At 70.4% G+C, this 14,290-nt stretch carries 13 protein-coding genes; 8 read left to right on the forward strand and 5 right to left on the reverse strand.

Annotation, left to right across the window (positions count from 1 at the left end; genetic code table 11):
- Positions 1–2 precede the first annotated feature (2 nt).
- The gene (locus ACT3TD_RS08575) at positions 3–1,244 is read right to left on the reverse strand and encodes an MFS transporter (RefSeq protein WP_444614985.1); all 1,242 of its coding nucleotides are present in this window, start codon (positions 1,242–1,244) and stop codon (positions 3–5) included.
- A 118-nt stretch (positions 1,245–1,362) separates the two neighbouring features.
- Between ACT3TD_RS08575 and ACT3TD_RS08580 the strand changes: the two genes are divergently transcribed.
- The 4 genes from ACT3TD_RS08580 (at position 1,363) to ACT3TD_RS08595 (ending at position 4,151) form a co-directional block, all read left to right on the forward strand.
- Positions 1,363–1,809, forward strand: coding sequence for a MarR family winged helix-turn-helix transcriptional regulator (locus ACT3TD_RS08580; protein ID WP_301443367.1), 447 nt, complete (start codon positions 1,363–1,365; stop codon positions 1,807–1,809).
- 153 nt (positions 1,810–1,962) lie between these two features.
- Entirely contained in the window at positions 1,963–2,877 is a 915-nt protein-coding gene (locus ACT3TD_RS08585) for a hypothetical protein (protein WP_301443366.1), read from the forward strand.
- Between the two features lie 9 nt (positions 2,878–2,886).
- Complete coding sequence (locus ACT3TD_RS08590; RefSeq protein ID WP_441578858.1) at positions 2,887–3,666, forward strand: isocitrate lyase/PEP mutase family protein; 780 nt, start codon at positions 2,887–2,889, stop codon at positions 3,664–3,666.
- A gap of 128 nt (positions 3,667–3,794) precedes the next feature.
- A complete protein-coding gene (locus tag ACT3TD_RS08595) occupies positions 3,795–4,151 on the forward strand; it encodes a hypothetical protein (RefSeq protein ID WP_441578859.1) in 357 nt (118 codons plus the stop codon).
- 123 nt (positions 4,152–4,274) lie between these two features.
- Here ACT3TD_RS08595 and ACT3TD_RS08600 read toward each other — a convergent pair whose 3' ends face one another.
- Positions 4,275–5,612 (reverse strand): DUF3500 domain-containing protein, encoded by a 1,338-nt coding sequence (locus tag ACT3TD_RS08600; RefSeq protein ID WP_441578860.1) that lies wholly within the window; start codon positions 5,610–5,612, stop codon positions 4,275–4,277.
- Between the two features lie 173 nt (positions 5,613–5,785).
- Here ACT3TD_RS08600 and ACT3TD_RS08605 point away from each other — a divergent pair, with 173 nt between their 5' ends.
- From ACT3TD_RS08605 to ACT3TD_RS08615, 3 genes are all read left to right on the forward strand, one after another.
- On the forward strand, positions 5,786–7,159 hold the full coding sequence (locus tag ACT3TD_RS08605) for a condensation domain-containing protein (protein ID WP_301443960.1): 1,374 nt from the start codon (positions 5,786–5,788) through the stop codon (positions 7,157–7,159).
- A gap of 2 nt (positions 7,160–7,161) precedes the next feature.
- The gene (locus ACT3TD_RS08610; RefSeq protein WP_301443959.1) at positions 7,162–8,460 is read left to right on the forward strand and encodes a hypothetical protein; all 1,299 of its coding nucleotides are present in this window, start codon (positions 7,162–7,164) and stop codon (positions 8,458–8,460) included.
- Between the two features lie 208 nt (positions 8,461–8,668).
- Positions 8,669–8,956: a hypothetical protein gene (locus tag ACT3TD_RS08615; protein WP_301443958.1), complete on the forward strand. Its 288-nt coding sequence runs from the start codon at positions 8,669–8,671 to the stop codon at positions 8,954–8,956.
- Positions 8,957–9,064: 108 nt separating this feature from the next.
- On the opposite strand, the gene ACT3TD_RS08620 is transcribed toward ACT3TD_RS08615, so the two are convergent.
- The 3 genes from ACT3TD_RS08620 to ACT3TD_RS08630 form a co-directional block, all read right to left on the reverse strand.
- Positions 9,065–10,474 carry a hypothetical protein gene (locus ACT3TD_RS08620; RefSeq protein ID WP_444614986.1) on the reverse strand — a complete coding sequence of 470 codons (1,410 nt, stop codon included), beginning with the start codon at positions 10,472–10,474 and terminating at the stop codon, positions 9,065–9,067.
- Between the two features lie 4 nt (positions 10,475–10,478).
- A complete protein-coding gene (locus tag ACT3TD_RS08625; protein ID WP_441588226.1) occupies positions 10,479–12,068 on the reverse strand; it encodes a condensation domain-containing protein in 1,590 nt (529 codons plus the stop codon).
- A gap of 275 nt (positions 12,069–12,343) precedes the next feature.
- A complete protein-coding gene (locus ACT3TD_RS08630) occupies positions 12,344–13,051 on the reverse strand; it encodes a YoaK family protein (protein WP_301443617.1) in 708 nt (235 codons plus the stop codon).
- A 122-nt stretch (positions 13,052–13,173) separates the two neighbouring features.
- On the opposite strand from ACT3TD_RS08630, the gene ACT3TD_RS08635 reads away from it, so the two are divergent.
- Positions 13,174–14,268 (forward strand): NAD(P)-dependent alcohol dehydrogenase, encoded by a 1,095-nt coding sequence (locus ACT3TD_RS08635; RefSeq protein ID WP_441578863.1) that lies wholly within the window; start codon positions 13,174–13,176, stop codon positions 14,266–14,268.
- Positions 14,269–14,290: the final 22 nt, after the last annotated feature.

A 14,290-nucleotide genomic window follows, 5' to 3' on the forward strand; every position in this document is an offset into this window, starting at 1 on the left:
GGTTAGACGTGTGCGGGGTCGGCGGGAACAGTGGCGTCGGTCGCAGCGGCACCGCCCGGCGTCCGTGCGAACTCGCCGCCACGGGCGCGGGACGCCGCGACGAACAGGGCCAGGCCCGCCGCCGTGACGGCCGCGCCGACCCACAGCGGCGAGGTGTAGCCCAGGCCGGCGGCCAGGGCCAGGCCCGAGAGCCATGCGCCGACGGCGTTGCCGACGTTGAAGGCGGCGATGTTCGCCCCGGACGCCAACGTCGGGGCGTCCGACGCGTGGTTCATGATGCGCATCTGCAGGCCGGGCACGGTGGCGAACCCGACCCCGCCCATCAGCACCAGCGCGACGACGGTGGCGACCTGGCTGGTGGCGGTGAGCGCGAAGCCCACGAGGATCACCGTGAGCACGCCGAGCAGGACGGCGAGGGTCGCGCCGAGGTTGCGGTCGGCGGCGCGTCCTCCCGCGAGGTTGCCGACGAACAGGCCGACCCCGAAGAGGACGAGCAGCCACGGCACCGTCGCCGGGGAGAACCCGGAGACCTCGGTGAGGGTGAAGGCGATGTAGGTGAAGGCGCCGAACATGCCGCCGTAGCCCAGCACCGTGACCGCCATCGACAGCCAGACCTGGCCGGAACGGAAGATCGCGAATTCCCCGCGCACGGAACCGCCTCCGGACGCAGCGGACACAGAAGACGCTGCGGACGGCGCAGGCGACGCCGGCACCAGCGCGGCGATCGCGGCGAAGGCGACGAGGCCGACGGCGGTGATGGCCCAGAACGTGGCGCGCCAGCCGAAGGCCTGGCCGATGAAGGTGCCCAGGGGCACGCCGGCGACGTTGGCGACGGTGAGGCCGGCGAACATCATCGAGATCGCGCCGGCGCGGCGGGCCGGGGTGACCAGGTCGGCGGCGACGACGGCGCCGATGCCGAAGAAGGCACCGTGGCACAATGCGGCGACGACGCGTCCTGCCAGCATGAGGCCGTAGGTCGGGGCGAGGGCGGACATCATGTTGCCCACGATGAACAGGACGATCAGGCCGAGCAGGGCGGTGCGGCGTTCCATGCGGCGCAGGGCCACGGTGAGGATGATGCCGCCGACGGCGACGGAGAGTGCGTAGCCGGAGATCAGGTATCCGGCGGTGGTGTCGGTGACGCCGAAGTCGGCGGCGACCTCGGGCAGCAGGCCCATGATCACGAATTCGGTGAGGCCGATGCCGAATCCTCCGAGGGCCAGCGCGTAGAGGGCTGCGGGCATGGCGGGGTCCTTTCATGTTGTTGCGTCTGCAGTAGTTGTGCGTGCATTAGTTGCACGCGCAATGTTCTAGATAGTTGCACACGCGGTATATGCGCGCAAGTCGGCTATAGTGGGGTCCATGAGCATCTCCGACGACGCCGTCGAGGTCCGCACCCGCGGCTGGCGCACCCTCGCGGCCCTGCACAGCGCGATCGACACCTCCCTGGAACGCGCGCTGAAGGACGGCCACGACCTGTCCGTCGTCGAGTTCGCCGTCATGGACTCCCTCGACCGGCAGGACGGCTGGCACATGCGCATGGCCCAGCTCGCCCGCGCCGCCGCCCTCTCCCCCAGCGCCACGACACGCCTGGTCAGCCGCCTGGAGAGCCGCGGACTCCTGCGTCGCATCCTCTGCGACGACGACCGCCGCGGCATCTACACCGAACTCACCGACGACGGACGCGACCTGCTCAACGCCGCCCGCCCCACCCACGACCGCACGCTGGAGGACGCGCTGGACGCCGCCTCCGACGTCCCGGAGCTCGCCCCGCTCGCCGACGCGCTGCACGCCGGCAACTTCCGGTAGCACGGCGCGTCCGGCGCGTCCGGCGCGAGCGGCGACCCCGCGTCGCGTACAGGATCCGGTCGATCCCTGGCGCGGGAGGACCGAATCCGGCACGCGACGCGGGGTTGGTGTGACCCTGAAGGGCGTCACCGTCCGCGATACAGTCAGTGCCCAATGACTGTAGAAACCTGGCGCATCACCCACCCCTCACTGGGGCGCATCGAGGTATCCACCGGCCCGGAGACTCAGCTTCGCGCCCTAGACCCGCACTTCCCGCAGGGCAAGAGCACCTCGGACTCTCCCCGGCTTCTCGTGCGGGTCGACGGCGTGGTCGTCGCGCGTCGAAAGTCCCTGAACAACACCAAGATCGATATCTCGGAGAAGACCGTCGCCGACCCGGACAAGCGCCCGGCGCCCGGCGAATACGGGCACCAGGAGACCGTCCTCAAACCTATGCTGGAGATCGAGTCGAACTGGGCGGACTCCTGGGTGCGCACCGTCACCCTCCGCTCCCGCGACACCGTCGTCCAGCTCGACGCCCCGGCCGGGTCGCGCGCGGCGAAACGACAGGACGCCATGGACCGCTCCCGGGTGAAACGCTGGGCGTACCCGCTGCTCGCCGGGGTGGGTAAGGGTGGCTGGGCGCTCGGCGTCATCGTGCTCGGCCCCCTGGTGGTGGGGCTGCTACGCCGGCTCTGGCGGTGGGTGTCGCAGTTCCTGCCGGACTGGGACATCACCCTCCCGTCCATCCCGTGGCCGGACATCAAGCTGCCATCGATCCCGTGGCCGGACATCACCCTGCCGAGCCTGCCGAGCTGGGACGCACCGTGGTGGATCGGGATCCTCGCGGAGTACTCCAAGGTGTGGGTGCCTGTCCTGATCGGCATCGGTATCGGGGTCGTGGCGATCCGCAACCACCGCCGCTCCGAACGCACGAAGCGGGAGTGGAGCGTCCGGCAGAACGTGCGGACGGACGCCGTCCGGCAGGACGTCGCGGCGGCGCTGCACGCCCCGGCGTCCCGCGCCGCGCAGGCGTTTCGCGCGAGGGTCACCGAGCTGGAGCGCCGTACCGGCCCACCATCGGCGTAGCGTGGCGTCATGTCGAACACCACCGCAGAACTCGCCCGGAAGGCCACCCGCCTCCTCGACCTCCACCACGACGACGCCCCCGTCGTCCTCCCCACCGTCTGGGACGCCTGGAGCGCCCGCCTCGCCGAGGACGCCGGCTTCACCGGACTGACCGTCGGCTCCCACCCCGTGGCCGACTCCCTCGGCTACGACGACGGGGAGAACACCCCCGTCGACCTCTACTTCCAGGCCGTCGCGCGCATCACCGGCGCCGTCGACGTCCCGGTGTCCGTCGACGTGGAGTCCGGCCTCGGCCTGCAGCCCGCCGAACTCGTCCGCAACGTGCTGGACGCCGGCGCCGTCGGCGTGAACATCGAGGACACCGTCCACACCGAGGACCGCTACCGCAGCCCCGAGGAGCACGCCGCCTACATCGCCGCGGTGCGCGCCGCCGCCGACGCGGAGGACGTCCACCTCGTCATCAACGGCCGCACCGACGCCTTCACGAAGGATGGTGAGGACGCCGCACTCCTCGACGACGCGCTCACCCGCCTGCGCCTGATGCAGGACGCCGGCGCGGACTCGCTCTACCCGGTGAAGATCCCGTCGCAGGACGTCCTCACGCAGATCCTCGACCAGGTCAGCGTGCCGCTCAACGTCACCGCCCACCCGCGGGACGGGGCAATCCCCGGGGCGATGAGCCTCGCGGACGCCGCGCGGGCCGGGGTGGGACGCATCTCCTTCGGGCCGCTGCTGCAGGCCGCGCTCGCCGACACCGCCGGCGAGCTCCTGAACGGCTGGCGCGGGTAACTACCCCGCCTTCGCCCGCGACAGCGGCCACGTCGTATGCAACAATGCACCCCATTCGCATATGACCACGGTCTGCGGCAGTTTCCTCAACGAACTGCGGTAGGCATCGATTACGCATGGAGTCCGGTGTGAAAAAAGCGAAACTCTCCCCCACGGTGGAACTATCCTTCATCGTGGTTGGCTTTGTCTGCCTGATCGTCGGGCTTCCGTTTGCGTCCAGCTCCCCACAGGCGTTTGTCATCGGTATCTGGGGCGTGCTGGTGGGGGCGATTGCTTTTGTGACCACCGCCGCGACGCGCAGTCTGTCCAGCGCTGTAGTGATGACGATCCTGGCAGTGTCCGCACTCGCCTTCATCGCCGGATTCATCTACGTCGCCAACAACAGGGACGGCATACTGACCGCGTACATTCCGATCATCGCGGCCGGAATCCTCCTGTCGAGCGGCACTCAGATGATCTCCCGGCGCCTTTCGACGAGCCGGTAGGAACACAGTTCGACGAAGCGCATCCGGCGAGCCACGGTCGCGTGCCGGATCCGGTCGTTTCTCGGCACGAAACGACCGGATCCGGCACGGCACGCGGGGGTTCGCCGGGCGGGGCGGCGACTACTACGCGGCGTCGGCCGCGTCAGTGTCGCTGGAGTCGCTGGAGTCGCTGGAGTCGCTGGAGTCCGACTGGCCCGGCGCGCCGCTCGGCGGCTCGCCACCCATGTCATCCATGTCGCCCATGTCGCCGCCGGGGCCACCGCTCATGCCGCTGGCCTCCTGCTGCTCCACGCTGCCGGCGTAGTCGTTGGACGGGTCGCGGTAGATGGTGTGCACGTGGCCCCAGCCGGAGGTGCTGACCCCGTCGACGTCGGCGCCGGCGGAACCCTGCTGGGCCTCCAGGGCGACGTAGACGTTCGGGCCGGAGATCGAGAACGAGATGCCGTCGCCGGTGCTCATGTCGTAGGTCGTCTCACCGGACCAGGCGATCACCGTGTCGTCGAGGGTGGCCTCGATCTCGGCGCGGGTGGTGGCGTTGCTCTCGTCGTCGGCCATCTCGGACCAGTTCGCGATCAGGTCGAGCAGGAGTTCCTTCTGCTCGTCGGCGAGGTCGGCGCCGGTGAGTCCTTCGCCGGACTCGAAGTCGCAGGTGTCGCCGGGGGCGCACATGCTCACGTCGCCGGAGGTCAGCGTCTCCTGCTGTTCCTCGGTGAGGCTGTCGTAGAAGGCGAAGGCGTCGGTGTAGATGCCGTCGAAGGGCTGGACCTCGTTGCCGTCCTCGTCCTTGTACACGGCCGGCTGCACGCCGAGGTGCGTGGGGGCGAAGGTGATCGAGTCCGTCGAGCCGTCCAGGGTGGCGTTGATGCCCAGGTGGTGGCCGCCGAACTGGACCTCGAAGGCGCTGGTGTCGGAGGGGTCGCCGAAGAAGGCGATGTAGTACTGGCCGAGGGAGTCCTCGGTGGAGTCGCTGTTCTCGAGCAGGTACTCGTCGCCGCCCATGATGCCGGAGACGGTCTCGTAGGCCTCGTCGCTGAGCAGGTTCTCCAGCACGGCCAGTGCGGCGGTCTGCTGTTCCTCGGTGAGGTCGGTGAGGTTGAGTCCGGCACGGTCGACGAAGGTGACCGGGAAGTTGGACCAGGAGGTGGTCTTGGTCTCGTCGTCGTAGTCGTAGAGCACGGTCTCGCGCTCCTCGTCGGACAGGGTGTCGAGGAAGGCCTCGGCGGCGGTGGCGGTGTCCGAGATGGTGCCGGAGGTGGAGTCGGCGTCGGTGCTCGAGGCGTCGGTGGAGCTGCTCGCCGTGCTCACGGACGTGTTCGCGGTGGCAGAGGAACTGCCCGAGGCGCTGGTGGAGGCGTCCTCGGTGGAGCAGGCGCCGAGCACGAGGCCGGCGGACATGAGGGTCGCGGTGATCCAGGCGGTGTGGCGGCGCATCCTCGTGCGGCGTGTGGTGGGGGTGGTCATGGTGGTCCTCCTGTGGGGGGCGGGTTCTCGGGCGGGGCGGGCTGCTGCCCGATGTCGTGTCCACCATGTTCGTCGATCCCGCACCCGCCCACATCCCCCTGTCGTGGACACTGCGATACCACGCTCGTGGTATCACCCGGTACCGCCTGGCGCGGTGTCCTATAGTCGCACGAATGAGGATCATCGACGCGCGCGACTGGGTGCCGGAGGGCACCGTCACCACGTGGCTGCCGTCCGCGGCCATGAAGGACGAGGCGACCACGGCGCAGGACGACCCGACGCCGGCGTCGTTCCTGCAGTCCGACCACGTGCGCGGCGTGCTCGCGGCACGCGGGCAGGGCCGCACGCACCACGCCTACACCTGTTCGGTGGCCACGCTGCCCGGCGTGCCGGACGCGGTGCGCATGACGCGGGCGGTCAACGCCTTCGTCGCCGCGCACGAGGGGCTGCGTTCGGGGTTGTCCGTCGCCGGCGACGCACCGCAGGAACCGATCGAACGCAGGACGCTGCCCGCCGCGGCGGTCGACCTCGTCGCCACCGACGTCCCCGGCGTGCCCACCGACGCGATCACCGAGCTGCTGGCGTCCACCGCGGTCTTCGACCACGTCCCGGCGCTGGTGGTGGCCACGGTGGCGCGGGAGGACGCGGCGTCCTTCGACCTGCTGTTCGCCCTGGACCACGCCTCCGGCGACGGGCTCTCGCAGATGACGGGCATCCTGGAGCTCATCGAACGCTACGACGGGGCCACGCCGGATACCACCCCGAGCTTTTTGGACTACGTGCGCGACGAGTACGCCCGCGCCGCGACCGTGCACGACGACTCCCCCGGCGTGCGCGCGTGGCGCGACATGTTCGCCCTCACCGACGGACGGGTCCCCGGGTTCCCGCTGCCCACCGGCGTCGTCGACGGGGTACCGCAGCCGGCGGTCGGGTGGGCGTCCGATGGGATCCTGGCCGACCGGGACACCACCGCCCGGCTGCGCGACCTCGCGCGGGCCCACCAGGTCAGCTTCAGCACCGTGCTCTACGCCGCGCTCGGGGTCGCGCACGCACGGCTGACCGGGCAGGACCGCTACGCGACGGTGGTCGTCGCGGCCACGCGCGGGCGGACCTACGCCCACTCGCAGGGCTGGTTCTGCAACTTCACGCCGCTGTCCTTCCCCGTAGCTGCCGGTGGTGTGGCTGCCGTCCTGCCGGACGCCGCGGCCGCGCAGGCGCGCATGAAGGAGGCCCTCGACGAGCCGGTGCACGCCTCGCTGGGGCACCTGATCGGCACCGGGCAGGTCGACGCGTCGGTGATGGGCAGCCCGCAGATGGTGACCTACCTCGACCTCGGCTGGTTCGACGAGCCCGCCGACGCGGACGTGCGCCTGTTCACCGGCGTCGGCCGCACCGCCAACGCCAACCTGTGGATCTCCCGCAACGACGCCGGCCTCGGGCTCTCCTGCCAGGCGCCGGACAACCCCACCGCCCGGGAGTCCGTGCGCACCTACGTGGCCACCCTGCGCGAGGTACTCGCCGAGGCGGCCGTGGAGAGCGCACGGTAACGATGCACGTCACCTACCTCGACCACGTCGCCCTGACCGGACCGTTCACCGAACTGCGCGTCGACTGGCGCGGTGAGCCGGGCGGCACGGGCGCACCGCTCACCTTCAACCAGCGCAACCACCTGGCCGCCGCCGCGGCGTCCGGACGCTCCACGTGGATCGGCGGCACCCTGCCCGTGCCGTCCGATGCAGCGTCCGGTGCAGCGTCCGGTGCAGCGTCCGGTGCTGTTGCGTCCGACGTGGCGGAGGCCGTGCGCGCGGTGATCGCCGGGGCGGACGCGCTGCGCAGCGTCGCCCGCGGGGACCGGCAGCAGGCCTACGCGCCGGACGCCGTGAGCGTCACCGTGGGCCCCACCACGCAGGACGTCCCGGTGCCCGGCGCGCTCGAGGCGCTGATGGCCGAGCGCTGCCGGCCCGGCGCGGTGCCCGGCCTGTTCCTCGCCCTGTGCGGCGGGGAGCTGGTGGTCGGCGTGGACCACTTCCACGCCGACATGCTCAGCGTGTGGCTCCTGCTGCGCCGCATCCACGGCGAACTCACCGGGCGTCCCCTCGGCCCCGGGCCGTCCTACCTCGACACTGCGCCCGCCGAGACCTCCGACCCGGACGCGGCGTTGGACGTGTGGCGCGGTTTCCTCGGCACCACCGCCGGACGCGTCCCCGCCTTCCCCGTCGACCTCGGGGTGACTGGGCTGGTGGAGCCGGTGGAGCCCGTGCAAGACGTCCGCCACCTGCTCGACGCCCCCGAGCTCACCGGGCAGCTGGACGCCCGGACCTTCGCCGTGGTGCTCACCGCGCTGGCCGGGGCGTTGGAACCGGTGACCGGTGCGTCCGAGTTCGCCACGGTGATCCCCGTGCACACCCGCGGCCGGCGCGCCGATCCGCGCCACGACGTGGTCGGGTGGATGGTCGGCAATGCCCCGGTCGTCGCCAGTGCCGGTGATGTGGACGCCACCCTGGGGTGGCTGCGCGACGCGGTGACCGTGGCCGGCCTGCCCCTGGAGACGATGATGGAGCAGCTCGCCCCCACCCTGCCGGACGGTGTGGTGCCGATGGTCTCCTACATGGACTTCCGTGACGGGAACGGTGGCGGCAGTGCCGGTGATGCTCCCCTGCTGCCGGAGGGGGCGCGCTACGTGTCCTCGTCCTCGCCTACGGACACGGTGCAGCTGTGGTTCTCCCGCTCAGACGCGGGCCTGGACCTGCGCGCGAAGTACCCGGACACCCCGGAAGCTCGCCGCGCGATGGACGGGGTATTCGGAGCACTACAAGAGGCCCTGCGAGCCAACCGACCAGCTGGATAAGAACCCACCCAAACTCGGGCGTTCGTTCTCCTGTCTCTGAAATACCCCACCGGTTGCAGGCCCCCCGACCTCGCGATAGCGTTGCTGAAGTACAAAAGTACGGCATCGTACAATTGGATCCATATCGGCGATGCCGTATGACGGAAACACCTGTTTCCCACGGCCCGGTCGAGGACAACAATGTTCTGGTCCACGATAAGGACAGCTGGTGGAAGAACTGGGGCAACCTGCCAAGAAGGGATCCTCAATGTTTGAAAAATGCCTTACACCTCGACGGATCATAATCTCTTCGATGACCTTGGCGGTCATGTCCGTCATTGTGGGCGCGATTGTGAGCGACCAGGGGATAGCAGGAACACTGCACTACTACCCCATCTGGTTCGTGGTACCTGCCGCGTTCCTGACAACAGTCGTTCAACTCGCCCTGATCAAGGGAGAAAAGACGTCAACTGTCGGAGATGGCAGCTCCGGCATTCAGCGACGGCCGCAGGGATAGACAACAATCCGATCCTTCCGGACAGGGCCGGGGTGATCTGCGAAGATCGTTGTCAAGGGCGCTCGAGTACTCCGGTACTGAGACAAGTTCCCCCGGGAATGACGCCGGCTACAGCCACCGCACCACGTCGCTGCCCCAGCGCAGACCCCACCGGTCCAGCTCCCCGGCCACCAGGTCGAGCAGATGCTCGGTGTCGCGGACGTGGACCGGGTCCAGGGAGGTGAAGGACAACGACAGCGTGTCCCCGTTGCGCACCGCCCAGGCGCTGATCCCGCCCCGTCGCGCCGCGAGTTCCCGGGCGGAGTCCGCCCGGATCACGGAACGCAGGGCCACGTCACAGGTAGCAGTTGACCCGGAGTCCAGTCCGGAGTCCAGTCCCAGGCGAGCGAAGGCGGCGTCGGGCTCGCCGAGGTTCGACGCGAGGCACAGCGGGGTGCTGGACCCTGCCGCGGCCCGACGCACCACGGCGTCCGGCAGCACCTGCGCGAGCTGCGCCATCGCCGCCACGCGGTCCAGGCCGCCTTGTTCCGCCCGGTCACCGACCTGTCGGTAGGCCACCTTCGCCGCCTCGCGCAGCGGACGCAGGTCACGGTAGCGTCCTGGGTCCACGGTGGTGTGCACCGTCGCCCCGGTGGTGACGTTGGCACGCAGGTCAACGCCTGAATCAGCAGGATCAGCCGGATCAGCCGGGCCGACACCACGCACCGACATCGGCACGGCGACGGGCACGGCGTCCCCCTCACCCACCCGCCCGGAGCCGGCGAGCACGCCGAGGGTCACGGCCTGGAACAGCGTGTTGGACGTCCCGTCGACCGCCGCGGCGACCTCGTCGAAGCGTGCGGTGTCCACCCGCACCGCCACGGTGGGCACCACGGCGGGGCCGTCCCCCACCATGTCCACTGGAGCGTCGGGAACGGCGCCGGACGCAGCGGGCACGGCACCGCTGCCGCCGCGCAGCAGGCCCACCGCGGCGCGTCCTGCGGCGCGGGTGAGGGAGAGGGCGTCGCGCAGTGTGTCGCCGGGCGCGCGGCGGGACCCGGCGGCGTGCTGTGTGCCGGTCACGGCCTCGGTGACGGCGCTGATCAGCGCGGCGCCGTCGGCGACGACGTGACTGCGCACCAGGGAGACGACCACGTCACCGTCGGTGGTGGGTCGGGCGCACAGTTCCCAGGCGGAGCCGTGCACGCTGTCGATGCCGGTGGTGAGCCGGTCGTCGAGCCACCCGGTGACGGCGTCGGGGGCCAGCGGGTCACGCTCGACGTGCACGCGTCCGGCCTCGGGGGTGAAGGTCCAACGGTCTCGCACCGGGCCGCGGGTGCGGGTGACCAGGCGGGAGAGGCGTCCGGCGCGCAGGTGACGTCCGACGTCGGCGACGTGGTCGAGCACCGCACCAGTGTTGCCGGACGCCTCAGTATTACCAGCCGCGCCGATCCGCCAGATCACCTGAGGCAGCACGGGCATGCCCGTCACCTGCTCCATGACCACGAAGAGGTGGTCGTCGGCGGTCAGACGCTCCACCGGCTCAGCCCTCCGACACTGCCACGGGGGTCGTCGGTACCTCGAAGGGCACCTCGAAGGGCTCCGAGGAGGCGTCGCCGGTGTCGACCACGCTGTGCAGCACGGCGAAGTACTCGGCGATCAGGGCGCGCACGGCCTCGCGGGTCACCCGGTCGTCCGGGTAGCGCATGGAGATGTTCACCCCGGCGCGGGTGCGCACCACCCACACGTAGACGTCGCTGGCGCTGCGGGCGACGGCGCGCAGCGTCCTGTCGTGGGGCGTCCAGTCGTCGGCGCCGGGGATGAAGCGGGTGTCCACGTAGGACACCACGAACCGCGGCGGGCGGGTGACGCCGAGCAGCTCGGCGACGCGCGGGTACGGGTGGGCGACCACGTCACGGTTGGCCTTCACCGCCGCGGTGGTGGCGGCGACGGCCTCGGAGAAGTCCGCACCGCGCGGCATCGGGTCCTCCACCGGCATCAGCCCCACGAACCAGCCGGCGGACAGGGCGAACTCCGGGGAGGTGCGGGTGTGCATCGGCATCACGTAGCGCAGCGCGTCGCCGCAGACACCGGTGCGGTCGGCGCGCGCGACGGCGACCTTCAGCGCGGCGAGCAGGCCGGTGACCTGGCTGCCGCCGTAGCTCTTGGCGAGCTGGCCGAAGACCGTGGCGTCGACCTCGCCGAGCAGCCAGACGGACGTGCTGACCTGCAGGGGCTCAGGGGCGCCGGACGCTTCGGGCGCCGCAGGCGTCGCGGCGAGCGCCAGCGCCGGCGGCGTGCCGTCGCAGCGTCCCAGGAAGTCGCGCCACCGCTGCACCACGGGGTGCTCCACGGTGAGCTCGTCGGCCAGTTCGCGCTCGACGCGGCTGTAGTCCACGTGCGAGCCGGCGAGCGACAGCTCGGGGCAACGTCCGGCGAGCTCGGCGGCGTAGATCTCACGCAGCTCGGCGATGGAGACGATCTGGGTGTAGGCGTCCATCACCGCGTGGTCGGCGGCGAAGACGACGGTGAACCAGGGGCCGTCCTGGCTGCCGAGGGAGTCGTCCGGCGCCTCGGCGTCCGGTCCGACGGTCGCCACGGTCAGGTGCGGCCACTGCAGGGCGGAGACCTCGGTGGCGAAGTGCCGTTCGAGGACCTCGCGCACGCTCGCCGCGTCCGCCAGGTGTCCGACGCTGCGGGACGTCACGTCGACGGCGTCGGCGGGCAGCGTCCTGCGGTGCAGGGCGGGGTCCTCCACGGCGGAGTCGCCGACGGTGCCCGCCACGGCGGTGGTGCGGTAGGCCTCGTGGCGGACCATCCACGCACGCAGGGTGGCGGCGAAGACCTCGGCGTCGAAGGTGTGGTGGATGCGGAAGGCGGTGCCGATCCAGTTGTCGCCGCGGGGGTCGGAGGCGTCGGACGAGGTGTCAGACGCGGCGGGGTTCGCGGCAGGGTTCGCGGCGGGGCCGGCGGCGAGCGCCTCGGCGACGTGCGCCTCGTGGTTGCAGGACAGGGGGCGGGGGTCCACGGCCCAGGCGTCGCCTGAATCGGCGGTGGAGGTCGTCGCTGTGGGGGTCCAGGTCGTGACATGTCCGGCGTGCAGCCGGTACGCCGCGAGTTCGGTGTACTCCATGGCAGGGTCCTTTCCGGGGGCAGAGGTGAGGGACGGAAGGGAGACGGGGCACGATCGGTGCCGTCTGTGCTGTCTGTGCGTGCTCTTGACGTGGATCTCTGTGATAGCACGGACGCGCGCGGCGCGCAGCTGGTGAACGCCGGTACGTGACCGATGCCACAGCGTCCGGCGCGGCGTCCGGCGTGACGTCCGGACGTACCCCGCGCGCCGTGCCAGATCCGGTCGTCGCGTGCCACGATCCGAGCGGATCCTGCACGCGACGCGGGGTCGTCGCTTCAGGCGGCGTCCTTCGCGGCGAAACGCGGGTGGTCGAGCTTCCAGGTCACCGCGGCGATCACCGTGGTGATCACTGCCAGAGCGGCCAGGGAGTTGTGCGTGCCGATGGAGTGGAACACCGCCCCGCCGAGCACGATGCCCACGAGGAAGCCGGCGTAGGTCACCAGCTGGGCGACCCACACCCACCGCTGCACCCCGGACAGGTGCAGGGCGAACCCCTGGCCCATCTTCACCAGCGTGCCGGTCACGTACGACAGCGGCATCGCCACCTGGTTACCGCGGCTGATGGAGGTGTTCAACGCGCCCAGCCCGAAGGCCAGCGACAGGATCGGCACCACACCGAAGGACGCACCGGCCTCGTCGGTGAGGACGTCGAACAACCAGGCGACGTACGCGGCGACCATGGTGACCAACGTCGCGGCGTGCCGGGACTTCGTCCACCAGTAGATGCGGGCGAACGTGGCGACCATGACGCCCACCAGGAACGCCGCCACCGTGGCCAGCGCGCCGAGGCCGAGCAGGTGGTTGCCCTTGAAGTGCTCCAGGATCATGCGCTCGGTGTTTCCGGTCATGAAGGTCACGTACCAGCCGGAGCTGTGCAGCCAGGCGGCCGCGCCCATGGCCCCGGCAAGTCCGGCGAGGACGATGCCGAGGTTCATCTCGCGACGGTCGTGGTACGGGCCGAGGGCCGGGTTGCGTGGAGGCATGCGGGGACTTTCCGTGAGGGGTCGGTTGAGCGGAGCCGCCGAGACTACCGCACCCCGATCGCCTGAACGGGTCTACCCTGGAGGCATAAGTTAAACCCGTGAGAGAGAACAGGTCGTAGATCATGTCAACACCAGTTCAGGCTGCAGTCGTCCGTGGAGTCGATGAGCCGTTCACTTTCGAGAATCTCACGCTCGGGGACCTGCGCCCCGACGAGATCCTCGTCAAGGTCACCTCGGTGGGGCTGTGCCACACCGACATCGCCGTGAGGCAGGGTGACATCGAGAGCCCGTACCCCATCGTCCTGGGCCACGAGGGCGCCGGGATCGTGGAGGAGGTCGGGGACGCCGTCCTCGGCGTGAAGGTGGGCGACGCCGTGGCGATGTCGTACGCGGCCTGCGGCCACTGCCGCAACTGCCGGAGCGGACGGGAGGCCTACTGCCTGAACTTCACCTTCCTGAACTTCGGCGGCGCCCGTGAGGACGGCTCGACCACGTTCGAGGACGACGGGGTGCACGGCAGCTTCTTCGGCCAGTCGTCCTTCGCCACGCACGCGATCGCCTCGGAGAAGAACGTGGTCGTGCTGCCCGAGGGGGCACCGGTGGAGATCGCCGGCCCGCTGGGCTGCGGCATCCAGACCGGCGCGGGGTCCGTCCTGAACACGCTGAACGTGCCCGCGGGCGAGTCGATCGTGGTCACCGGCACCGGCGCGGTGGGGCTGGCCGGGATCATGGCGGCCAGCGTCGCCGGGGCCACGACCATCATCGCCGTCGACATCATCGACGAGCGTCTGGAGTTCGCCCGTCGGCTGGGTGCCACGCACACCATCAACTCGAAGAACGAGGACCCGGTCGAGAAGATCCTGGAGATCACCGGTGGCGGGGCGGACTACGCGCTGGACACCACCGCCGTGCCGGGTGTGGTCTCCCAGCTCATCGACTCCACGTCCTTCGGCGCGAGGATCGCGCTCATCGGCGCGCCGAAGCCGGGGGCGATGATCGACCTCGAGCGCATCTCGGCGTCCGGCAAGCAGATCATCGGCGCCATCGAGGGCGACTCCGTCCCCCAGGTGTTCATCCCGCACCTGGTGGAGCTGTACAAGGCAGGTCGGTTCCCCTTCGACGAGCTGGTCACCACCTACCCCTTCGAGCAGATCGACCAGGCCATCGAGGACACCGTCAACGGAAAGACCGTCAAGGCCGTGCTGACAATGCCCTGAGACCGATTTCAGATACCGCACC

It is taken from the genome of Corynebacterium sp. AOP36-E1-14 (genome assembly GCF_052377495.1).
Taxonomy (GTDB): domain Bacteria; phylum Actinomycetota; class Actinomycetes; order Mycobacteriales; family Mycobacteriaceae; genus Corynebacterium.

Coding starts and splice junctions, on each gene's coding strand:
- ACT3TD_RS08605 (WP_301443960.1), top strand. CDS start 5,786: ATGAGGATCATCGACGCGCGCGACTGGGTGCCGGAGGGCACCGTCACC.
- ACT3TD_RS08635 (WP_441578863.1), top strand. CDS start 13,174: ATGTCAACACCAGTTCAGGCTGCAGTCGTCCGTGGAGTCGATGAGCCG.
- ACT3TD_RS08585 (WP_301443366.1), top strand. CDS start 1,963: ATGACTGTAGAAACCTGGCGCATCACCCACCCCTCACTGGGGCGCATC.
- ACT3TD_RS08625 (WP_441588226.1), bottom strand. CDS start 12,068: ATGGAGTACACCGAACTCGCGGCGTACCGGCTGCACGCCGGACATGTC.
- ACT3TD_RS08580 (WP_301443367.1), top strand. CDS start 1,363: ATGAGCATCTCCGACGACGCCGTCGAGGTCCGCACCCGCGGCTGGCGC.
- ACT3TD_RS08600 (WP_441578860.1), bottom strand. CDS start 5,612: ATGACCACCCCCACCACACGCCGCACGAGGATGCGCCGCCACACCGCC.
- ACT3TD_RS08575 (WP_444614985.1), bottom strand. CDS start 1,244: ATGCCCGCAGCCCTCTACGCGCTGGCCCTCGGAGGATTCGGCATCGGC.
- ACT3TD_RS08630 (WP_301443617.1), bottom strand. CDS start 13,051: ATGCCTCCACGCAACCCGGCCCTCGGCCCGTACCACGACCGTCGCGAG.
- ACT3TD_RS08590 (WP_441578858.1), top strand. CDS start 2,887: ATGTCGAACACCACCGCAGAACTCGCCCGGAAGGCCACCCGCCTCCTC.
- ACT3TD_RS08610 (WP_301443959.1), top strand. CDS start 7,162: ATGCACGTCACCTACCTCGACCACGTCGCCCTGACCGGACCGTTCACC.